Source organism: Solwaraspora sp. WMMD1047, from assembly GCF_029626155.1.
Taxonomy (GTDB): domain Bacteria; phylum Actinomycetota; class Actinomycetes; order Mycobacteriales; family Micromonosporaceae; genus WMMD1047.
In genome coordinates this window covers 7,367,797-7,389,008 of sequence record NZ_JARUBL010000001.1, presented here as the reverse complement: position 1 = coordinate 7,389,008, position 21,212 = coordinate 7,367,797, and the positions used below count along the sequence as shown (strand labels likewise).

21 protein-coding genes and 1 riboswitch are annotated in these 21,212 nt (G+C 69.1%); of the genes, 10 read left to right on the top strand and 11 right to left on the bottom strand.

Annotation, left to right across the window (positions count from 1 at the left end; translation table 11 throughout):
* Nucleotides 1-410: 410 nt before the first annotated feature.
* Entirely contained in the window at nucleotides 411-1,493 is a 1,083-nt protein-coding gene (locus tag O7627_RS33725) for an NAD(P)/FAD-dependent oxidoreductase (protein ID WP_278097470.1), read from the top strand.
* Here O7627_RS33725 and O7627_RS33720 read toward each other — a convergent pair.
* Genes O7627_RS33720 through O7627_RS33685 form a run of 8 tightly spaced genes read right to left on the bottom strand, consistent with a single transcriptional unit; the run spans nucleotide 1,481 to nucleotide 9,298 of the window.
* On the bottom strand, nucleotides 1,481-3,157 hold the full coding sequence (locus O7627_RS33720) for an AMP-binding protein (RefSeq protein WP_278097469.1): 1,677 nt from the start codon (nucleotides 3,155-3,157) through the stop codon (nucleotides 1,481-1,483). The genes O7627_RS33725 and O7627_RS33720 overlap by 13 nt on opposite strands.
* A 4-nt stretch (nucleotides 3,158-3,161) precedes the next feature.
* Nucleotides 3,162-3,479, bottom strand: a complete 318-nt coding sequence (locus O7627_RS33715) for an acyl carrier protein (protein ID WP_278097468.1) — start codon at nucleotides 3,477-3,479, stop codon at nucleotides 3,162-3,164.
* A gap of 19 nt (nucleotides 3,480-3,498) precedes the next feature.
* Nucleotides 3,499-4,659: an acyl-CoA dehydrogenase family protein gene (locus tag O7627_RS33710; protein ID WP_278097467.1), complete on the bottom strand. Its 1,161-nt coding sequence runs from the start codon at nucleotides 4,657-4,659 to the stop codon at nucleotides 3,499-3,501.
* Between the two features lie 11 nt (nucleotides 4,660-4,670).
* Nucleotides 4,671-5,504, bottom strand: a complete 834-nt coding sequence (locus O7627_RS33705) for a hypothetical protein (protein WP_278097466.1) — start codon at nucleotides 5,502-5,504, stop codon at nucleotides 4,671-4,673.
* Between the two features lie 11 nt (nucleotides 5,505-5,515).
* Nucleotides 5,516-6,547, bottom strand: coding sequence for a U32 family peptidase (locus O7627_RS33700; protein ID WP_278097465.1), 1,032 nt, complete (start codon nucleotides 6,545-6,547; stop codon nucleotides 5,516-5,518).
* Nucleotides 6,537-7,769 carry a cysteine desulfurase family protein gene (locus O7627_RS33695; RefSeq protein ID WP_278097464.1) on the bottom strand — a complete coding sequence of 411 codons (1,233 nt, stop codon included), beginning with the start codon at nucleotides 7,767-7,769 and terminating at the stop codon, nucleotides 6,537-6,539. Before O7627_RS33695 ends, O7627_RS33700 begins: the two co-directional genes overlap by 11 nt.
* The gene (locus O7627_RS33690; protein ID WP_278097463.1) at nucleotides 7,741-8,142 is read right to left on the bottom strand and encodes an iron-sulfur cluster assembly scaffold protein; all 402 of its coding nucleotides are present in this window, start codon (nucleotides 8,140-8,142) and stop codon (nucleotides 7,741-7,743) included. Before O7627_RS33690 ends, O7627_RS33695 begins: the two co-directional genes overlap by 29 nt.
* 10 nt (nucleotides 8,143-8,152) lie before the next feature.
* The gene (locus O7627_RS33685; protein ID WP_278097462.1) at nucleotides 8,153-9,298 is read right to left on the bottom strand and encodes a hypothetical protein; all 1,146 of its coding nucleotides are present in this window, start codon (nucleotides 9,296-9,298) and stop codon (nucleotides 8,153-8,155) included.
* A 422-nt stretch (nucleotides 9,299-9,720) separates the two neighbouring features.
* On the opposite strand from O7627_RS33685, the gene O7627_RS33680 reads away from it, so the two are divergent.
* From O7627_RS33680 to O7627_RS33650, 7 genes are all read left to right on the top strand, one after another.
* Nucleotides 9,721-10,104, top strand: a complete 384-nt coding sequence (locus tag O7627_RS33680) for a BlaI/MecI/CopY family transcriptional regulator (RefSeq protein ID WP_278097461.1) — start codon at nucleotides 9,721-9,723, stop codon at nucleotides 10,102-10,104.
* 97 nt (nucleotides 10,105-10,201) lie between these two features.
* The gene (locus O7627_RS33675; protein ID WP_278097460.1) at nucleotides 10,202-11,038 is read left to right on the top strand and encodes a M56 family metallopeptidase; all 837 of its coding nucleotides are present in this window, start codon (nucleotides 10,202-10,204) and stop codon (nucleotides 11,036-11,038) included.
* Nucleotides 11,035-11,586, top strand: coding sequence for a flavin reductase family protein (locus O7627_RS33670; RefSeq protein WP_278097459.1), 552 nt, complete (start codon nucleotides 11,035-11,037; stop codon nucleotides 11,584-11,586). Before O7627_RS33675 ends, O7627_RS33670 begins: the two co-directional genes overlap by 4 nt.
* 39 nt (nucleotides 11,587-11,625) lie before the next feature.
* Nucleotides 11,626-12,123, top strand: a complete 498-nt coding sequence (locus O7627_RS33665; protein ID WP_278097458.1) for an SRPBCC family protein — start codon at nucleotides 11,626-11,628, stop codon at nucleotides 12,121-12,123.
* Nucleotides 12,124-12,255: 132 nt separating this feature from the next.
* On the top strand, nucleotides 12,256-13,779 hold the full coding sequence (locus tag O7627_RS33660; RefSeq protein ID WP_278097457.1) for an MFS transporter: 1,524 nt from the start codon (nucleotides 12,256-12,258) through the stop codon (nucleotides 13,777-13,779).
* A 41-nt stretch (nucleotides 13,780-13,820) separates the two neighbouring features.
* The gene (locus tag O7627_RS33655; RefSeq protein WP_278098538.1) at nucleotides 13,821-14,159 is read left to right on the top strand and encodes a metalloregulator ArsR/SmtB family transcription factor; all 339 of its coding nucleotides are present in this window, start codon (nucleotides 13,821-13,823) and stop codon (nucleotides 14,157-14,159) included.
* Nucleotides 14,156-14,905: a cation transporter gene (locus O7627_RS33650; protein ID WP_278097456.1), complete on the top strand. Its 750-nt coding sequence runs from the start codon at nucleotides 14,156-14,158 to the stop codon at nucleotides 14,903-14,905. Before O7627_RS33655 ends, O7627_RS33650 begins: the two co-directional genes overlap by 4 nt.
* Nucleotides 14,906-15,195: 290 nt before the next feature.
* On the opposite strand, the gene O7627_RS33645 is transcribed toward O7627_RS33650, so the two are convergent.
* The 3 genes from O7627_RS33645 to O7627_RS33635 all read right to left on the bottom strand — a co-directional run bounded on the left by O7627_RS33645 (nucleotide 15,196) and on the right by O7627_RS33635 (nucleotide 18,295).
* Nucleotides 15,196-15,852 (bottom strand): DUF1775 domain-containing protein, encoded by a 657-nt coding sequence (locus O7627_RS33645; protein ID WP_278097455.1) that lies wholly within the window; start codon nucleotides 15,850-15,852, stop codon nucleotides 15,196-15,198.
* A gap of 180 nt (nucleotides 15,853-16,032) precedes the next feature.
* Nucleotides 16,033-17,052: a hypothetical protein gene (locus O7627_RS33640; RefSeq protein ID WP_278097454.1), complete on the bottom strand. Its 1,020-nt coding sequence runs from the start codon at nucleotides 17,050-17,052 to the stop codon at nucleotides 16,033-16,035.
* 3 nt (nucleotides 17,053-17,055) lie between these two features.
* A riboswitch (cyclic di-AMP (ydaO/yuaA leader) is annotated at nucleotides 17,056-17,189 on the bottom strand.
* Between the two features lie 632 nt (nucleotides 17,190-17,821).
* Nucleotides 17,822-18,295: a hypothetical protein gene (locus tag O7627_RS33635; protein WP_278097453.1), complete on the bottom strand. Its 474-nt coding sequence runs from the start codon at nucleotides 18,293-18,295 to the stop codon at nucleotides 17,822-17,824.
* Nucleotides 18,296-18,488: 193 nt separating this feature from the next.
* On the opposite strand from O7627_RS33635, the gene O7627_RS33630 reads away from it, so the two are divergent.
* A complete protein-coding gene (locus O7627_RS33630; protein ID WP_278097452.1) occupies nucleotides 18,489-19,403 on the top strand; it encodes a cation diffusion facilitator family transporter in 915 nt (304 codons plus the stop codon).
* Nucleotides 19,404-19,649: 246 nt separating this feature from the next.
* The gene (locus O7627_RS33625; RefSeq protein WP_278097451.1) at nucleotides 19,650-20,984 is read left to right on the top strand and encodes a tyrosine-type recombinase/integrase; all 1,335 of its coding nucleotides are present in this window, start codon (nucleotides 19,650-19,652) and stop codon (nucleotides 20,982-20,984) included.
* Nucleotides 20,985-21,212 lie beyond the last annotated feature (228 nt).

Here is a 21,212-nt window from a genome sequence, read left to right as displayed (position 1 = left end):
GATCCTGATGTCCGCCTGCGCCGTTGTCGTCGCTCTCAACGCGCAGCGGCAGGGGTAGCGACGGCGCTGGGCCGGCTTCGGGCCCGGCGTTTGGCGTTTGGGTGTCCATGCGTTGCCCCGGGTGTGAGGTTCGAGTCCTGACCTGCTGTTACGCAGAGCGCTGCATGCTGCTGATCTGCCGGACATGTGACGAGATCTTCCGCTGGCCCCGCTGGCTGATGGTCGGATGACGACAGTGGGCGGTGGTAATAGGCGCATTGGCTTGATACGGTACTCGCTGAGTTCAGCGAAAACTGTATTATCTGCCTGTTGGGCGTGTGGATGTTGGCATTCGCAGCTCGGCTTAGTCGGTGTGAGTCAGTGTTCCTGTTGGACGCGGGGGTGCGCCGACGGCGATGAATGGGAGTGCCGTGGACGCCGATGTGGTGGTGCTGGGTGGCGGGCAGGCGGGTTTGGCGATGGGGCATGCGCTACGTGGTTCCGGCCTGCGGGTGGTGATTCTCGAAGCCGGCATGGCGGTGGGTGACGTTTGGCGCTCTCGGTGGGATTCGTTGCGGTTGTTCACGCCCGCGGGTTACAGCGGTTTGCCGGGATTGCCGTTTCCTGGTGCTCGTGGTCGGCATCCCGGCAAGGACGAGGTGGCGGCCTATCTGGCTGACTACGCCGCCTGCTTCGCTCTCCCGGTGCGGCTGGATGTCGAGGTGCGTCAGGTGTCGGCGTCGAACACTGCCGCTGGGTTCGACGTTGTGGCGTCGGATGGTGTCTATCGGGCCGGTCAGGTGGTCGTGGCGACGGGTCCGTTCCAGTTCCCGACGGTGCCGGAGTTCGCCGGCGACCTCGACGACGGTGTGGTGCAGTTGCACAGCCACGACTACCGCAACCCGGAGCAGTTGCCCGACGAGGGGCCCACGGCGGTGGTGGGTCGTGGCAACTCCGGTGCGCAGATCGCGGCCGAGTTGGCTGCGGCGGGCCGGCGAGTCATCGTGTCGGGGCGGGACCAGCAGTATCTGCCGCAGCGGGTAGCGGGACGTGACATCTTCTGGTGGTTGCACCGGCTTAACCTGTTGCATGCGCCGACCGGTTCGTGGCGCGCTCGCCTGCTTCGCCGCCGAGGGGAACCGGTGATCGGTACAAATCTGCGTGAGCTGGCAGGTCAGGGGCTGTTGGGCCTGCGTGCCCGGGCGAGCGGGGCGCACGGCAAGGTGCTGGAGTTCGAGGATGGCCGGCGAGAGCAGGTGGCTGGAGTGGTGTGGGCGACCGGGTACCGCAGTGGGTACCCGTGGTTGCGGCTGCCCGTCCTCGACGAGGATGGACAGCCGGTCCACGACCGCGGTGTGACGCAGGTACCGGGGCTGTATTTCTTGGGCCTACCGTGGCTGTCCCAGCGTGGGTCGGCGTTACTCGACGGCGTGGGCACCGACGCGGCTCGCCTGGCGAGCGGCATCATCGCCCGCGCCCGGCGTATCAGCCGGCCGAGCGGTCAGGACAGATGACCGGCGAGGTAGGCGTTACGCAACGCGCTGCGTTGCCGTTTGCCGCTGCTGGTGCGCGGAATGCCACCGCGGGGCACGATGACGACGGCGGTCAGGGACAGACCGAACACTTCCCGTACCGCGGTGGTCACCTCGGTGCGGATGGTCGGCCAGTCAGGGCTTGTGGCACGGGTTTCGATAACGGCGACGATGGGGGCGGTGCCTTTGTCTTCTGCTGGATAGGAGAAGACGGCGCTGGCGCCGGCGTCGACCTGGGGGTGTTCCTCGATGACGGATTCGACGTCGTAGGGCGGTAGGTTACGGCCCCGGATGATGAGCATTTCCTTGCTGCGGCCGACGACGTAGAGGTCGCCGTCGTGGCGCAGGCCGAGGTCTCCCGTGTCGTGCCAGCCGCCGGGTGGTGCGTCGATGTCGCCGTCGGTGAGGTAGCCGGCCATGACGGAGTTGCCCTGCACGTGGATGGCGCCGATCTGGTCTTCGCCGATTTCCCTGCCGGTCTCGTCGGTGATGCGCAGGGTCAGGCCGGGCACGGTAGGCCCGCAGGAGACGATGGTGCGCGTTGGCCTGCCGGGGATGGCTGGTGCGGCGATGTGTCGTTCGTCGAGCGAGGCGCGGTCGAAGTGGCGCCAACGGACTCTGCCGAACGAGGTGTCCGAGGTGGGTCCTACGTCGAGTGCCAGGCTGGTGGCCAGCACGGTTTCGGCCATGCCGTAACACGGAACGATCACGTCGGCGGCGAGACCGCACTCGGTGAAGGTGTTCTGGAACTTCTGCAGGACGGCGACCGGGATGGGCTCGGCGCCGACGTAGGCCTGCCGCAGCCGGGACAGGTCGATGGTGGTGTCCGGGCGGCTGGCGTATCGGTCTGCGGCGGTCCGGTAGGCGAACGGTGGTGCGGCGGTCATGGTGGTGCCCCGTTCGCCCATGTGGCGTAGCCAGGACAGCGGGTCGCGGACGAACCCGACGGGTGCCATGAGGTCCAGACCGGCGCCGCGGGTGAGTGTCAGCAGTACCTGCACCAGGCCCATGTCGTGATACAGCGGCAACCACACGAACAATCTGTCGCGGTGGGGCCGCATCTCGGTGGCCCATTCGAGCACGGCGAGGTTCGCGGCGACGTTGGCGTGGGTGAGGACCACGGCCTTGGGCGCCGAGGTGGATCCGGAGGTGAGCTGGATGTGGTGCGGGTCGTCCGGTTCGGGTTTCGGCACGGCGCTGACCGGCAGGCTGCCGTAGCCGCGCAGGTCGTCGACGGTCAGGGCCGGCAGTCCCGGCGGGATCGCGGTGGCGGTGCGCGCGTCGGCGACGATGACGGCGCTCGGGCGTACGGCGTTGATGGCGGCGGCGAGGTGGCGCGTTCCGGCGGATGCGCTGTCCTGGGGTTTCGGTGGTGGCGCCACCGTGCAGGGTGCCACGCCGGACAGCAGGCAGGCCAACAGGACGGTCAGGTAGTCGGGGCTCGTGGGCAGCAGCAGGATGATCCGGTCGCCGCGGCTGACCCTGTGGTGGGCGAGGCCGGCCGCCGCGGCGAGGGCGTCCTCGAACAGTTCGGCCCGGGACAGTTCCATGGTCATGTGGCGGGAGTCGAAGAAGCCGACGGGGGCCTGGCCGGTGTCGACGGTCCGGTAGTCGACGATGGCGGCGTTGCTGGTCAGGGTCTTCACGGGCTCAGCCCTGCCTGCGGGCGGCCTTGGCGGCCGCCCTGTCGCGGACGTAGTCGATGACCTCTCCGATGGTGGTGAACCGGTAGGCATGCTCCTCGGGGATGTAGACGCGGAAGGTGTCCTCGACGCGGGTCATCAGCTCCATCAGCGCCATCGAGTCGATGGGCAGGCTGAGCAATGGTGTGTTGGCGTCGATTGCCTCGATGTCGAACCTGGCGAGGTCGTCGGCTTCGAGGACGACGGTCAGCGCCTCGCGAAGTCCGCTGAGGACTTCACCCGGATCGGGTACGCCGGTGGTGGCAGGGGGTGACTGTTCGGCCATGAAGGGCTCCTTGTGTCGGTCAGTTCTCGCGCGGGTCCAGGCCCAGGGCCGCTCTGCCGATCATGTCGCGTAGGGCGCCGAGGTTGGCGCCCATGACGGCGCCGGCGCGGGCGTCGCGGTAGTGCCGTTCGAGGGGGTTGGAGCGTAGGAAGCCGTGGCCGCCGGTGACCTGCATGGCGGTGTCGGCGACGGTGATCGCAGCGGTGTTGCACACGAGCTTGGCCATGTTCATCGCCGGCAGCGCTTCCATCGGGTCGTTGTCGGCGGTGACCGCGGCGTGCAGCAGTGCGAGGTAGGCGGTGTGCAGGGTGGTGGCCATGTCGGCGATCTGGAAGCGCACACCTTGGTACGCGGCCAGATTCGCGCCGGTGTTGGTGTGCACGCGGCGGGTGACGTGTGCGGTGGCGAAGGTGTGCGCGGCGCGGGCCACGCCGAGTGACGCGGCGGCGAGGCCGATGACCAGGGCGGGTAGGGCGTGGGCGAGTAGCGGCATGCCGCCACCGTGGCCACCGACGCACGCCTCGGCCGGCACGTGGCAGTCCAGTAGGACAGTGTTGGCGCAGTTGGCCCGCATGCCGAGGGCGTCCCAGGTTTCCTTGACGCTCAACCCTTCGGTGTCGGCGGGCAGCAGGAACATGGACTGGCCGCGCCGGAACTCGCTCTCACCGGAGTGGGTGTTGATCAGGTAGTAGTCGACGTGGCCCGCGCCGGTGCAGAACGCCTTCGTGCCGGCCAGGGCGAATCCGTCGTCCTCGGGGGTCGCCCGTAATTGCGGATTGAGGATGTTGCCGCCGGTGCCGGGTTCGGAGAATCCCCAGGCGATGAGCTTGCCGGAGTCCAGGACGGCGCGTAGCACCTGGCGGGCAGCCGGATCGTGGTTGGCCGACAGCAGGCGGGTGGCGCCGCAGTGCATGGCGAAGATCAGGGCGGTGGAGCCGCAAGCTTCGGCGAGTTCCGCGACGGCCAGGGCGTAGGTGGTCATGTCGGCGCCCAGGCCGCCGTGTTCGGTGGGGATGAGCAGGCCGAGCAGGCCGGTGTCGTGGAGGTCGGCGAAGTTCTCGGCGGGGAACTCCCCGGCGCGGTCGTACTGGGTGGCCCGGGGGGCCAGGCAGCGGCGGGCGACGGCGCGGGCCTGGTCGATGAGGTCCTGCTGGTGGGAGGTGAAGGTGAAGTCGACCACGGGTTCAGCTCCTAGCGTCCTGCGGGTACGGGTGTTTCCCCGCGTAGCGCGGTCACCTTGCCGGCGAGCGCGTCGGGGGTGTGCCAGCGGGCGTCGATGATCCGATACGCGGCGGTGGGGCCGGTGGTGGCCGGTTGGTAGACGGCGTTGCCCCAGATGGTGAGGACGGGCCGTTCGGTGCCGGCTGGTACCGGTTCGCGGTGTCCGTGGACGAGCTGCCAGCGTTGGTTCGCGCTAATCGTGTACGGGGTGTCGCAGAGCGGTTGGCATCCCGGAGGGCCGGTCTTGTGGTGGCGGGCGGTGGGGCAGGAGCGGCCGTATCCGACGGGAACGGCGTCGGTGTACTGCCGAATCCGCCACCGGTCGTCCGATTCGATGGTGCTGTCGGTGTCGAGCTCGGCGCCGGTGATGCCGTGCTTGGCCAGTAGGTTCAGCAGTGCCGTGTCGACCGGTGTGGGCGGCGGCGTGGAGTCGTCGGGGTTGCCGCTGTGCGGCCGGGCCCGGGTCAGGCCCAGTCCGGCGACCACGGTGCAGTCGGCGGGGCGGGCCGCGGCGAGGGCCAGTGCGGTGCCGATGTCGTTGACGGCGATGGTGGTGGGCCCGTCGCGGGCGACCGTCGTGAGGCGTTCCAGCAGCTGGTCTGCGGTGCGGGGCCAGCCGATCGGTGCGACGAGGACGAACGCCCGTGCGGCGGCGCGGATCCGGTCGCCGGCCGCCCGTAACGTGTCGGTGTCGGGCAGCTTCGCCAGGCAGCCTTCCTGGCCCATGCCGATGGCGTCGGCGGGCAGCGCGAGCGCCTCGTCGAGGCGGGAGGGGGTGGTCAGGCGGATCTCGGTGGTGTTCATCGGGCGGCCTTTCACACGTAGGCCCGCTGCTGCGGGGTGTCGCGGAATCTGCAACGTTGCTGGTCGCAGAGCCGGGGCAGCCAACCCATCTGCCAGGTCAGTTCGACCCGGTCGATGGCTTCGATGACGTCGGTGATCGCCTGCCCGGCGGCGTGGCCGTTGATCGCCCTCCGGTACATCTGGGTGATTTTCGCGTTCTGGCGCAGGTTCGGGCTTTCGCGTCCGGGGATCTGTAGGGCGTCCACGCCCAGGTCGATCAGGGTCGGTACGTCGCACAGGGCGCAGTCGGATGCGCCGTCGAGGAAGGCGCCGAGTTCCACGGTGGTGTCCTCGCCGCGGGTTCCGGTGTAGCCGGCCCGGCAGCCCAGGCCGATGCCCGGGGTGTCCGGCAGCCGGCAGCGGGTGCAGTCGAGTCCCGCGCCGGTCTGCACCGGGGTCTCGATCTGCAGGTTCTGTAGAGCGCAGAACGTGGCCACCTCGTCGAGGGTCAGCGTGTGTGGGAGCACGACCCGTCGCACCCCGTGAACGTCGCGCAGGTACGTCGCGAATCCCACGGTCGAGACTCCCATCGGCGTCCCGGCCACCAATGGCACATCGGTTCGGCCGCTGAGCCAGGCGCAGGCGGCGAGACAGCCGATCACGACGGTGTCCGCCCCGGCGGCTAGACCGTGTTCGACGTGTGCGCGCCAGGCGTCCTCGTGCTCGGCGGCGACGACCGGGGCATCGGCGCAGAAGTGCACCGTGAGGCCGGCGCCGTGGGCCAGGCTGACGAGCTCACCGAGCATGGCGGTGCTGATCACATGGGTCGGTTCGCCGTCTCGGCGTGCCGGCAGCGCGTCGAAGCTGACCGGCACGTGCGCTGGCGGCCGCAGCGCCAGATACACCTCGGTGGCGCCGGCGGCGATCTGCAGCTCCAACATCTTCAGCGACCGCACCGGGGCGTTGAGGTGTGCCGTCGGACCGGCCGCACGGCCGTTGACCGGCCGCCGGGCGACGTCGTCGCGCGGGGCGCAGGGCTGGCCAGGGCGGGGATCAGCCGGCACGGACGGCCCCGTGTGACGGCACCATGGAGGTGCCACCGGAGACGCGACGCAGTTGCTCGACGGCTGCCACCGTCGCTTCGGCGGCGGTGTCGATGTCGTCGGCGGTGGTCGCCGGGCCGAACGAGAACCGCAGCGCGGCGCGGGCCCGTTCGTCGCTGACGCCCATCGCGGTCAGCACGTGCGACGGCGAGTCCTGCCCGGCGTGGCACGCCGACCCGGTCGACACGCAGATGCCGTGCATGTCCAGGACGTCAGCGACGGTGTCGCCGCGTACGCCGGCGAACGAGACGCTGATCGTCTCGGCCATCACCGGGTCGGCGGCGTTGACCTCGACACCGCCCAGGACACTGAGCTGCTCCAGCAGCCGCGCCCGTAGCTGCCAGCGCCGCCATCGGTAGGCCGGGTCTGCCACTCTCGGCAGCGCGGCGATCGCCGCGGCAGCCATGCCCAGGACACCAGCGAGGTTCTCCGTTCCGGCGCGACGTCCGGCCTCCTGACCGCCACCGCAGACCAGCGGCTCCAGGCTGTGGTGCGCTGCCAGGCGCAACGCCCCGACACCCTTGGGTCCGCCGAACTTGTGCGCCGAGATCGACACCATGTCGGCGGCCAGACCGTCGATGGGCAGCTTTCCCGCGGTCTGCACCGCGTCGATGTGCATCAGTTTGCCGGCGGCGTGAACCAGCTCGGTGATCTCCTGCACCGGCTGGATGGCTCCGGTCTCGTTGTTGGCGTGCATCACCGACACCAGCACCGTGTCAGGGCGCATCGCCGCGGCAATGTTGACCGGGTTGACGTGTCCGGAGGGCTCCGGGGCCACGACGGTGACCTCGACGCCGCGGCGGCGAAGCGCCGCGGCGGATTCCAGGACCGCCGAGTGTTCGATCGCCGTGGTGATCAGGTGCCCGCGCCACCGCAGCGGCGCGAACGTGCCCCGCAGCGCCATACTGATCGCCTCGGAGCCCCCGCCGGTGAACACCACCTCGGCCGGGGTGCAGCCCGACAGGGTGGCGACGTCACCGCGGGCGGCGTCCAGGGCGTCGCGCGACGCCTGCCCGACGGTGTGCCGGCTGGACGGGTTGCCGTACAGCCGCAGCCCGCGGCGCATCTGCTCGAGTGCCTCGGGACACAGCGGCGTGGTGGCGGCATGGTCGAGGTAGACGACCTCCGCCAGCTCGTCGGCGGGGCGGCGCTGTCTAGGAACTACAGGTGATCGGGTTGTCATCGTTGGTCCCCCGTCGGAAGTTGTCGGCCAGCCGCTGCGCGACGTCGGCGCCGAGCGCCGCGACGTGACGCTGGTCCGGCGCCAGACCACCGGCCAGCTGCTCGACGGCAGCGGCGTCGAGGCCTTTCACGTCGTCGATCGGTGTGCCCTGGATCGCCGTGGTCAGCAGGCTCGCCACCGCCAGCGACGCCGAGCAGCCGAATGCCTGGAACCTGATGTCGGTGACGACCTCATCGGTGACGCGGGCGGTGAGCAGGATCTGATCGCCGCACACCGGGTTGCCAATGAACGCGCGGACGTCGGCGTCGGGCAGCTCACCGGCGTTGCGCGGATGGGTGAAGTGGTCGATGACTGTCGGGCTGAAACGGGCCACGGTGACCGCCTCAATGTCCGGCGGCCGCAGCGGGCACCGCGCACTCGGCGACGATCTCCTGCGAGTCGATGAACTTCTCGATGCTCACCGCGCAGCAGCCGAGTTCGGCGCCCTGCCGCCGGCGGCGGAACGACACCGTCTGGCCGTTGCGTCCACAGGCGCATGGCGACTCGTCGACCTCGCCGACGTCCTCCGACATCAGGAAGCCCGGGTAGGAGGTGTTGAGCGCGTCGAGGATGGCGATGCCGCCGGTCTGCCCCGCCGGCAGTTCCTTGCCCGGGTCGCTGACGTCGCGGATGGACACGTAGCACCACGGCGGCACGTGCTTGCGGTGGTGCTCGCACTCGATCGCGAGCATGTTGGACTCGATCATCCCGTACATGTCGCGGATGCGGTCGGGCGAGACGCCGAGGTAGCGGTTCAGCTTGCCGTCGAACTCGTCACGGCTGATCGACTCCCCGGTGTACCGCTTCCACCCGCCGAGCGTGATCACCATCGACTCGGGGTCCAGCTTGAGTTCGATCTCCTCCAGTTCGAGGAAGCGCAGCAGCCGGTTGACCAGGAACGGCGGCCCGATGATGTGGCGGGTCATTTCCCCGTCCCACCGCTTGAGGTACGCCATGGCCTCGTCCGGGTCGAACGCGTAGTCCTTGACCAGGTAGACGTGGTCGTCGAAGACCCCGTTGAGGATGTTGAACACCTTGACCATCCCCATCTCGGGGGTCTCCGCCGTCGACGGCGACAGGAAAAGTCCTGCGCCCTTGGACAGGGCGAAGAACTCCCGGTAGGACGCGAAGATGCCGTTGAGCGCCCGCGTCGCCGTGGTGGTGTCGCGGCGGGCCACGCTCGGTACGCCGCCGGTGCCGGTCGAGCGGATCTCCGCCTCCACGTCGGCCAGCGAGGCGGTCATCAGGACGTGGGCGTCCGGACGTTTGAACATGCTCACCGGCAGCAGCGGGATCCGCTGAAGATCGGCGCGGGACCTGACGTCATCCGGGACGACACCGTCGGCGTCGCACTGGGCGCGGAAGAAGTCGTTGCGGTCGAAGTGGTAGCGGAATGACTGACGGAGCACCTCGGTGGCTCCGGTCTCCCATTGCTGTTGCGGTAGCCGCAGTGCGTCTCCCGGTGCGCCCAACATCGTCGCCACATCCATGGCCGGACCTCCCCCAAATCGGCACTTTGTGGTGCCTACCGTTGTGACATCGCGTTACGAGGTTTCTCCACCTTGTTAGCCAACGCGGTCAACTATTACGGTAGTACTACCCCGGCAGTCAAGCGGTTCAGCCTGACGTACGGGTCGCGATCAGCCGACCGGACGAGAGGGTGCATCGAGATAGCCGCCAATGTCTGGCCTGCTTAAAGCCTTGCGGGAGGCGCCTCCGACGCCCCCCATCGACACCCGTGGAAGTCCGGAGGGGCGCTTGCTGCGCCTACGCGCATCGGCTGGCTGAGCACGGGCACTGCGGGCCATCCCCGATATGGATGTCGACACTCAGCGTGAGAACTGGGGCCTTCCCGTAACCTTCTCGTATCATAGTAGTACTACCGTGGTAGTCATGCTGATCGAGTTGCCCTATGCTGGAGCCCGTGGTCCGACTGGGAGTGCTTGAGCGGGCGGTGATGAACTGCCTCTGGACCGCGGACCGCGCCATGACGGTCCGTGAGGTGTACGAAGCGCTGCGCTCCGGCCGTCAGATCGCCTACACCACCGTGTTGACGACACTGCAGCGGATGGCGCGCAAGGGACTGCTGCACCAGAGTCGTGACGAACGCGCTCACCGCTACAGTGCCGCAGCCACCCGGCAAGAGATGTTCGCCGAGCTGCTGGCGGACGCGCTGGGCGTCGCCGACGGCGATCCGGGCGCGTTCGTGCGATTCGTCGACGAGCTGGGTTCGGAGGAGCGCATGGCGTTACGTGAGGCGCTCGACGGCGAGGCGAAGGATGAACGCGAACCGTAGCGTCTGACCGAGCACAAGGTCTGAGGGGGAAACCGCGGTGGGGCCGTTGGTGCTACCAGCTATCGTCACTCTATGTGCGTGGTCGATCACTGGCCTGGTGGTCGAGAGGACGTGGATATACCGGGTGCCCTGCGCGGCGGTTGGACTGTGGCTGGGCGCGGTCCTGGGGGTCCCGTTCGGTGCCGTCGCGGCACTGCTCATCCTGATCTCCGATCAACACACCTGGCAGATGGACAACACGGCACCGTCACTGCTCGCAGCACTGGTCAGTGCCGTCCTGTTGCTGGGCGCCGGGCGCGTCGGCAGGCGCTTCGCCGCGCTGAACCGGGCCGCTCGCCAGCGTCGGCGCCGCCACGAGATGCTCATCGACCTGTTCGCCACTGAACGCCCCGACCTGGGCAAGGTCAACGTGATCGACGACAGGCGGCCGTTCGCCTACAGCGTGCCGTGCATCGTCTCTGGGCGCACCGTGCTGTCGCAGGGGGCGCTGGATCTGCTTGAGCCGAAACCTTTGCAGGCCGTCCTGCGGCACGAGAGGGCGCATCTGCTGGCCCGCCATCACCTCGTCCTGCAGTTGGCGACCGCCGTGGCGCAGTCGTTCCCGGGGACGAGGGCCATCACCGCGCTGTCGATGTCCATCACCGAACTGATCGAGATGTCGGCCGACTGCTACGCCCGCCGCCATGTGGGTCAGAAGCCCACCATCGCGGCCCTGACCTTGCTGGCCGACATGGCGGTTCCCGCCGGGGCGCTGCCCGCGGGCGGTCGCGCGGTCGCGCTGCGGCTGGCGCAGCTGCACATCCCGCGGCACTGCTGCCAGACCGCCCGATCCAAAGGCACCTACGCCCTGGGCGCGGCGTTGCTCGTCCTGTCGCCGACTGTTCTCCTCCTCAACGCAATAGTCATCGACCTGTGTCCATGGGGAGCAGCGTGAATACGTTGATCGAAGACGCCCTGGGTCGGCACTACGCGAGTCTGCTCACCGATCGGACCCACGCCGACCCCCCACCTTCGGCAGTGTCCGAGCAGGAGTTCCGGACCGCGATGGGCGCCCTGCCCACCGGCGTCAGCCTGCTCACCACCCAGTACGGCGACGGCGATGTCTGGGGTATGACCGTCGGATCGCTGACCTCGCTGTCACTGCGGCCGGCCCTGCTGCTGGTCTGCCTGCACCGCTCATCCACCACATTGGAACTGCTCGCCCAGCACGGGCGCTTCGCTGTCAGCATCCTCGCCGCTGATCAGCGGGACATCGCCGACACCTTCGCCCGCCCACGGGACAGGAACACCGTGCCGGGTGATTACACCACCGTCGACGGCCTCCCGGTCATTCCGGGCGCGCTGGCTTGGCTGACCTGCGAACACCAGCACACCTACGCCAGCGGTGACCACGCCATCGTCATCGGCGCGGTGCGGAAAGCCGGGCATCGCCGCGGCGAACCCCTCCTGCGCCACGCCTCCCGCTATCGACAGTTGCAGTAGTCCCCCCACCTGCAGTGGTCCCCACCGAGGAAGGTAGTCATGGCCTACTCCGTGCACGTCGAAGAGAGCATCGACATCGCCGCGCCACCCGAAGACGTCTACGACGTCATCGTCGACGTCGCCCGCTGGGGACGCTTCAGCCCTGAATGCACCGGCGCCAGCCTGCCGCACCACGACGGCCCGCTCGGCGTCGGCAGCACGTTCAGCGGCCACAACCGTCGTGGCGCGATCCGGCGCTGGCGGACCCACTGCACCGTCACCGCTGCCGAACCGGGCCGCCAGTTCAGCTTCGACACCGCCGCCGTCGGCCTGGCCATCGCGACGTGGAGCTACCACCTCGCACCGCTGGACGGTGGCCGGGGCACCCGCCTGACGCAGGTCTGGCACGACAACCGCGGCCAGCTCATGAAGACCATCGCTGTCATCGTGTCCGGCATCCGCGACCGCGGAACCCACAACCGGGCATCCATCCAGATCACCCAGCAACGGCTCAAGGCCCACTTCGAAGGCCAGCCCGCCGACAACCATTCCCGATAATAGTAAATCATGTACTGAATTCAGGATCTGCTGTATCATTTCGTCGAGGGCCGCCGGCACCGCTCAGCCGCCCAACCGCCTGATGCGCCAACCGATGGCCGTCCTCGACGCGCAGACCAGTGGAGGCAGCGCATGCCCAGAACAGAGAAACGACAGCAGGGATTGGCGCTAACGGCTCTTACGCTGTCGGTGCTGGTCATCGGGCTCGACATCACGATCATGAACGTCGCCCTACCGACCATGGCCACCGAGTTGTCCGCCGGCACCGACGCGCTGCAGTGGATCGTCAACGCCTACATCCTGCTGTTCGCCGGACTGATGCTCCCGGTCGGCGCGATCGCCGACCGCTACGGGCGCCGCCGGCTCCTTGTCATCGGGCTCGCCATCTTCGCGCTGGCCTCGCTCGGCGCTGCCTTGGCCGACAGCGCCGCACTCGTCATCGCCGCGCGCGCGGTACTCGGCGTTGGCGCCGCGGTCATCATGCCGACCGCACTGGCCACGATCGCGGTACTGTTCGCCCCCGCCGACCGCGGCAAGGCCCTGTCGGTCGTCGTGATGGGTATGGGGGCGGGCATACCCCTCGGCCCGATCATCGGCGGCTGGCTGCTCAACCACTTCTGGTGGGGTTCGATCTTCCTCATCAACGTGCCGATCATCGCCCTGGCCGTCACCGCCATCGTTCTGGTCCTACCGGAGTCCCGCGACCCATCCCCGAAGCGCCCCGACCTGCTCGGCGGCCTGCTGTCCACCACCGGTCTGCTCACCCTGGTCTACGCCGCGATCGAGGCACCCAACCGCGGCTGGACCGACCCGCTGATCCTCACCGGCTTCGCCGTGTCCCTGCTGCTGCTGAGCCTTTTCGTCGGGTGGGAACTGCGCACCCCGCAGCCGATGATCGATCTGCACCTGTTCCAGGGCCGGCAGTTCACCTGGGGCAACATCAACGCCACCGTCGTCAGCTTCGCCCTGTTCGGCCTGCTGTTCGTCGTGCCGTTGTACCTGCAGTTCGTACTCGGCCACGACGCCTTCAACACCGGCCTGCGGCTCCTGCCCCTGATCGGCGGCTTCGTCATCGGCGTCGGCGCCGGCACCCGCATCGCCAACCGCATCGGACACAAGACCCCGATCGCCGTCGGCCTCCTGCTCACCGGTATCGGCCTGTCCATCGGCGCCACCACCGACACGGAAAGCGGCTTCGCCTTCGCCGCCCTCTGGTACGCCATCACCGGCCTGGGCATCGGATCGGCCCTGACCCCGTCCATGGACGCCGTCCTCGCCGTCCTGCCACCCGAACGCGCAGGCTCCGGCATCGCCATCACCATGACCCTGCGCCAAGCCGGCGGCGCACTCGGCGTCGCGCTGCTGGGCAGCCTGCTGTCGCAGATCTACACCGACCGCCTTGTCGTCGACGGCCTACCACCCGCCGCGGCGGACACCGCCCGAGACTCCATCGCCGGAGCGGTCGGCGTCGCCGCCCGCATCGGCAACCCGGCCCTGGTCACCGACGCCCAATCCGCCTATATCGACGGTATGCAGATGGTGTTGATCGTCTGTGCGGTCATCGCCGCGATCGGCGCCGTCCTGACCGTGCTGTTCATGCCCGGGCGCACCCGTACCCTCGCCGAGGCCCCTGCCGCCGAGCCGGTGTCGGCATGATCCCCACGCACCCGCTGTCGATACAGCCACCGATGTACTCTCTGAGGGTGGCGACGCTCACCAACGGCCAGGTCCTCGCCCGCTTCGGCCATGCCCTGTCCGACGCGACCCGCACCAAACTGCTGCTCGCGCTGCGGGACGGACCCGGCTACCCGGCTGAACTCGCCGACATGCTCGGTGTCAGCCGGCAGAACCTGTCCAATCACCTCGCCTGTCTACGCGGCTGCGGCCTGGTCGTAGCCGTTCCCGAAGGCCGGCGCACCCGCTACGAGCTTGCCGACGCCCGCATCGCCCACGCCCTCGGCGACCTACTCGGCCTGGTCCTGGCCGTCGACCCGGCAGCGTGCCCGGACTCCGACGACCAGAGCTGCTGCCGATGAACCCGCGGCTCCTCCAACTGAGCCCTGCTAGACCACCACCGCAACGCCTGGCCGTACTGACCCGCCGGGTGCGCTGGCTCGTCGCCGCCACCATCATCTACAACATCATCGAAGCGGCCGTAGCGATCACTGCCGGCACCATCGCGTCGTCCACCGCTCTGATCGGCTTCGGCCTCGATTCGATCATCGAGGTCGCTTCCGCCACCGCCGTAGCGTGGCAGTTCGCCGGCCGAGACCCCGAGACCCGCGAAAAGGTGGCACTACGCATCATCGCCGTCTCATTCTTCGCCCTCGCGGCCTACGTCAGCGTCGAGGCGGTACGGGCCCTTCTCGGCGGCGCCGACGCCGAGCACTCCAGCGTCGGCCTGGTACTGGCGGCAGTCTCACTGGCGGTCATGCCCGGACTGTCGTACGCGCAACGCCGCGCCGGTCGCGAACTCGGCTCCCGCTCCGCCGTCGCCGACTCCAAACAGACACTGCTGTGCACTTACCTCTCAGGCGTCCTACTAGCCGGCCTGGCGGTCAACAGCCTGTTCGGGTGGTCCTGGGCCGACCCCATCGCCGCCCTGGTCATCGCAGGTGTCGCGGTCAAGGAAGGCCGCGAGGCTTGGCGCGGCGACAGCTGCTGCGCCGTCCCGTTGACCGCACCGCTGACCATCCCGGAAGCCCCAGCCGGTTCAACTGCCACAGGCGATGCCTGCGGATGCGAACCCGGCTGCTCCTGCCGCCACGCAGCCGAGAAGTGACCTTCTGGTGAAGACCGCCCCGACGGTTCAGACGGAGTGCGGAGCCCGTCGATGGCGTCCTTCTGCCAGCCGTGCCAGCGCCTCAGGTCGGTAGCGTAGGCGAGCACCTTCGGCCGGCGGTTGACGTCGGTGCTGACGGTGATTGGCATTCGGGTGGCCTGGGTGAGCAGGGCTGAGAAACGCTCCAGGTAGCGCCGGAGTTCGCGCAGGTCGCGGATCTCGCTCCGAGGACTCACATTCGGCCACTGGTGTACCGATGATCGCCCATGCTTCCTCGGACGGTCTTGCGGCTATCGCGGTGTCCGGCGGCGTCGGACGGCCACGGCGGCGACTGCCGCGAGGATCACCGCGAGGATGCCGAAGCCGGCGAGTAGTGGCCCGCCCGCCCCGGTGGCGGAGTCGTCGCCGGCGGGTGCGGCGGCCGGCGGCGGTGTCGTCGCGATGGTGGGTGTCGTGGCGGTGGGTGCGGCGGTGGTGGGTTCGGGTTGTGGTGTGGCGGCCGGGCGGATGGACAGGACGGGGGCGGGATTGTCCGGTTCCTGGTCGCCCGCGGTGGGGATCTCGATCCATCGGGACACTTTGCCGTTTTCGTAGGTCTCGACGGTTTTGAAGGCGAGGGTTACGGCGTCGGGGGGTAGTTGAGCAACGGTGACAGCGAACGTGACGTCGTCGCCGACGGGCAGGGCGGGCCCGGCCACGGTGAATCCGTCCTGGTTGGGGCTGAGTTCCCATCCTTTGGGTGCGCGGGCGAGGGTCACGTCCTGGGGTTTCAGGCCGGCGGGCAGGACGACACGTTCGGACGTGATTCCCGCGGTGGTGGACTCGGCTTCGCCGACAAAGGTGAGGGTGACGTCGCGGGCGCCCGCCTGTGGTTTGTCGGCGCTTACTTCGACATGCGCCCAGCCCGGCGTGGCCACGGTCGCTGCCAGTGTGAACGTCGTCAGCACGGTGGCGAGTCGAGCACTTCTGCGTACCGTCATTTTCCGATGGTCCCTTCCGGCGGGTCATTTCTCGTGGTCGTGGTCGACCGTCGTGATGGTGGGATTTACCTGGGGGTCGTGACCGGAGGTCGCCTGGTCTGGTGCCACGGCCGCCCCGGTGCGCGGGTGCACACCGGGGCGGCCGGGTCAGAGCATGGACATGTGGACGTGGTCGGTGTGGTCGCTGGCCCCGCTGTATGACCTCCAGCCGGTGGCGGGTAGCCAGATCTGGCGGTTCCAGATGACGTAGAGGATGCCGAGGCGGTCGGCGTTGCGGACCAGGAACGCGGTGAGATTGTTGCCGTAGGTGCGTTCGTTCTGGGTGCGGGCGGGGGTGAAACCGCTGTTGCGGAGGGACCAGTCGCAGGCGCGGCCCTTGGGGTGCTCGAACGGACCGCCGGACCGGTGGCAGCCGACGAACCGGTCGAAGCCGGCTCGTTTGGTCTCCTTGTAGGCGTGCAGCGTGCGGGGGGTGACGCAACCCGCGGTGGTGGGGTCGTCCTGGCTGCACGATTCGTTCGGCCATCCGCCACTGCTGGTGCGCGGCGCCGCCCGGGCGACCGGTGAGGTGGCCGCGACGAACCCGGCGGTGAGGGACCGCCCGCCGACCAGGGCGAGGGCATTCTCCGCCTCCCGTTTCTGGGCGTTCATCACGGCGACCTGCTTGCGTTGGTCGCGGACTTCGGCGTCGATGGCGTCCTTGGCCCGGGCGGCGTCGTCGACGGCCTGGGCGAGCTCGGCGACCCGTTTGCCGTTGACCATGTTGAGTTCGTCGAGAGTTGCGGCCCGGTCGAGGAACGAGTCAGGTGAGGCGCTGTTGAGTAGCATCGCGGCCGCGCCGATCCGGCCGGTCCGGTAGGACCGGGCGGCGATCTGCTCGACCTGCGGGGCGAGTTTCGCCAGCCGGTTCTCGGCCCGTCGCAGCTCGAGGTTGAGGATCAGTTGGCGCTTGGTGGACTGGTCGAGTTTGGCCTTGGCGTCCAGGTAGGTCCGTCCGGCCTGGTCGAGTACGTCGCGCAGCAGTGGGGGCGGCCCGTCCTCGTCGGCGGTGGCGTTGCCGTTGGGCTGCGCCGCGGCAGCCTGGGAGCCGAGCGGGGCCGCCAGCAGCGCGGCGGTGGCCAGGACGGCCAGGGTGGCTGTGAGCCACCTGTTCGGGGGCGTGGTCACCATTCTCCCTTCCGATGGCCGCCGACCGGGTTAGCTGACGGGTTCGGGATGGAAGTGATCCCTACCGCGAACGCGGATTCACCCCACGGGCGTGGTTCCCCGGCTCGCCGAAGACGGCGATTGGGCGGCGGTTCGACAGGCGCCGTCCGGCGCGCGTCGGAGGTAACCGTCGGTGATGTGAGTCGATGATCAATAGTGATAGATGTTTCTAATTCATGATTAAGAGGGTGAGGTTGTGTTGACTGTGGGTGTGGGTTCCGGGCCTGCGGGGGGACCGGGTGGGCGTCCGCCGGGATCATGATCGCTCCGGACGGCCGGTCGGCGCCGTTGGCGATGACCGCCGGACGGCGGCCGGGCCGCGTATGTCGGCTCCAATGCGCGTCGACAATGCCGCGGCGTACCCGGGTTGGCCTCGGTGGGTGTGTCGGTGACGAGGCCCTCGCATGGGCTCGTCCTCCTCTGACTCGAAGGGGTGGACGTGCAGGCTGTTTTCTCGGCCACGGGTGGCCTCCGGGGGCCACCGGCTGTATCCACGGACGGCTCGCGTGCGGGGTCCGGACTCGACGCGGCAACCATGTCGTCGTCGCGTGGTTCCGCGCGCCACCGGGCGCGGCGGCCGCGGACAGGACACGCGGGATCGGCCAGCGCCCGCTGGTCTCGTGGCCCTGGCCACGCTCCCGAGAAACTGCCCCAGCAGGGCCGGGCGGGCTCAGGCGTACGACCTCGAACGCGGGCTACGCGCCGGTGGAGTCGATGCCGGTGGAGTCGATCACGTACGCAGCACGCACAGCTGCGCCAGGTCCGGCGACGCCCGCCACCGGGTGAACCCAGCAAGGGTCCGAAACTCGTCGACGACGGGCGACGACCAGCCCGGCCGCCCGCGTGCCAGCAGGCCGACCGCGGCGCTCACCAGCAACATCAGGCATGTCCCGGCGGCCAGCCCTGGTCCGCACGGCATCTCGCTGTGCCCGGCACCCTGACCGGTGTCGACCTGCACTCCGGAGCCCGTCGACGCACTGACCGACACGGCCGTGGCCGCCCCGACCGGCATGGCCGAGGTCGCGGCCCCATGCCCGTCGATGCTGACCGCCACCTGATGCAGGGTCGACGTCGCCAGCAACGGCGCCGCGGCACCGGACGCGCACTGCACAGCGTGTAGCAGCGCCACTGCGGTCAACGCGAGCACGGCGGTCAACCACGGCGGCAGCGCGGCACGAGCACGCGGTCCGCCGGTTCGGTTCATGCCGACAGGTTACGACACGATCGCGCCGCCGCCGACCCGACCGCCGTGTCGTCACCCCGGCCAGCGTGAACGGCGCTGGCGGCGACCCGCGGATCCGGGCTACGCCTGTCTGAGCGACAGCTCCGCCCGTTGCACTTATTGCAATGTACGCATACGTTGACGGGGTCGTCGGAAGCAAGGTCGGGAGGAATCGATGGGCGCCGGGCACGATCACGCAGCGCGCAGCGCGGGTGAGAAACACCTGGGCCGGCTGTGGACGGCATTCGCCCTACTGGCTGTGTTCATGGTGATCGAGGTTGTCGGCGGCCTGCTGACCGGGTCGCTGGCGTTGCTGTCCGATGCCGGGCACATGTTCACCGATGTCCTCGGCATCGGGATGGCGCTGGCCGCGATCCACGCCGTGCGTCGGGCGGCCCGGGGCGGCGGCGACCCGCAACGGACCTTCGGCTCGTACCGGCTGGAGGTCCTGGCGGCCCTGGCCAACGCCGTACTGCTCTGCGTGGTGGCGGGGTGGGTGCTGATCGAGGCGGTCAGCCGCTTCGGCGAGCCGCCCGAGGTCAAGGCCGGACCGATGCTCGCGGTGGCGGTGGCCGGCCTGGCCGCGAACCTGATCGCGTTCGCCCTGCTGCGGGCGGGCAGCACGGAGAGCCTGAACGTGCGCGGCGCTTACCTGGAGGTGCTCGGTGACACGCTCGGCTCGGCCGGGGTGATCGCCGCTGCCGGGGTGATCTGGGCGACCGACTGGTGGTACGCCGACCCGATCATCGCCGTCGCGGTAGCGCTGTTCATTGTGCCCCGGTCCCTGTCCCTGGCCCGGGCCGCTTTGCGGATCCTGGTCCAGGCCGCCCCGGAGCACCTCGACGTCGCCGCGGTCGAACGCGCCCTGCGCAACGTGGACGGGGTGGCCGAGGTCCACGACCTGCACGTGTGGACCCTCACCTCCGGCATGGACGTCGCTCAGGCCCACCTGACCCTCGACCACGGCGCGGATCTCGCCCCGGTCCTCGCGGACGCCCGAGTCGCCCTGCATGACGGGTTCGGCATCGACCACGCCACCCTGCAGGTAGAACCCGCCGAGGCCGGTGTCTGTCACCCCGCCGGCTGGTAGCCGGGAGTATGCGGCCTTCACGTAACCGCCTGAAGCGCTCAAGCGCCGTCGGATCGGGATTGGCCGGTGCGACGGACCCGCAGTCCGGCGTCTCCTCCGCGCTGCCGCACAGAATGTGACCAGTCTTCACAATCTTCCGCTTCGCGACTTTATGGAGAGGTCATGGCCGGTTCGGGAACGATCTACAAGCGGTGCGGTTGCCGGCACGCTGGCACGAGGAAGCGGTTGGAGCGGGACTGTCCCCGCTTGCCGGATCGTGGACATGGCACCTGGTACTTCGACTGCTCCGCGACCGACGCGTTCGGCAGGCCGGCGCGGGCCCGCCGGGGCGGTTTCCGCTCGAAGGCCGCCGCCGGCCAAGCGCGAGACGAGTGGCTGACCCAGACCGGGGAGGAACGCACCGCCCAGGGGTGGACCCTGGAGCGGTGGCTGCGGTACTGGCTGTCGACCCGCACGAAGATCAAGGAGACCACCCGGGCCCAGTATGCCCGGGACGTGGAACAGTTCCTCATCCCGTACATGGGCAGGATCACCTTGGCCGACTTCACCATCCGTCGCATCCGCAGCGGCTTCGACGAGATCGCGCGGACCACCAACGGACGCGGCCGGCCGCAGTCGCCGTCATGTCTGCAGCATCTGCGGACGACTCTGCGCGCGGCGCTGAACCTCGCTGTCCGGGAGGGCCTGCTCGACGCCAACCCGATCCGGCACCTCGAAGTCCCGTCCTACCGGAAACCGCACGCCCAGGTGTGGACACCGGCGCGGGTGGCGGAATGGCGGGCGACCGGCCGGCGGCCGGCGGTGGCTGTTTGGACCGCTCCTCTTCTGGCCGGGTTCCTCGACGCGGTCACAGGTGACCGGTTCTTCGCCCTGTGGTGGCTGATCGCGCTGCGCGGCCTACGCCGCGGCGAGGCATGCGGGCTGCGTTGGTCCGACATCGACCTCGACCACGGGGTGTTGTTCATCTTCCGCAGCCGCAGCACCGTCGGCTACCACGTCATTGAGGCAGAACCGAAGACGGCCGCCAGCACCCGCGCTGTTGCCCTCGACAGACACACCGTGGCCGTGCTCCGGGAGCACCTGCGCCGCCAGCGGCAGCAACAGGCCGCCCGGCGGGTGGCCGGCAAGGCCTGCTTCGACAGCGGCTACGTGTTCGTCCGCCCCGACGGCAGACCGCTGCACCCCGGCTACGCCACCCGGCACTTCACCCGACTGGTCACGCGGGCCGACCTCCCACCGATCCGGCTGCACGATCTTCGCCACGGCGCGGCGTCCCTCGCCCACGAAGCCGGCGCCGACCTCAAAACCGTGCAAGACCTCCTCGGCCACGCCAGCATCGTCACCACCGCCGACACCTACACCAGCGTCCTGCCATATGCCCAGCGTAAGTGCGCCGAGGCCACCGCCCGACTGGTCCTCGCCGCAGCCCGCCGCACCCGGGAAAAGATCAGGAAAAGAGGCCGGAGCAACCGCCCCCACCCCCGCCCAAACAACAAGCGCACCGGCCGCCAAGCACCGGCGACCCCACCACAAAAGACCAGGTCAAAGCCCACACGACCCACCCGCGATTACAGAAAGTGACGGCGCCCACATGGCACCCATCCGACACCCACCGTCCACCGGGGACGATCAACAAAAAACGCCCGACCGCGTTTCCGCAGGCCAGACGTTGATTGATCTTGCGCGCCCGAAGGGACTCGAACCCCTAACCTTCTGATCCGTAGGACGGCCTCGCTCCTAAGTGGCTTTCCGCCTCTGAGGTGAGGAATTAGGACAGCGGCACACCACCGTCGGCGAGGCTTTGATCCA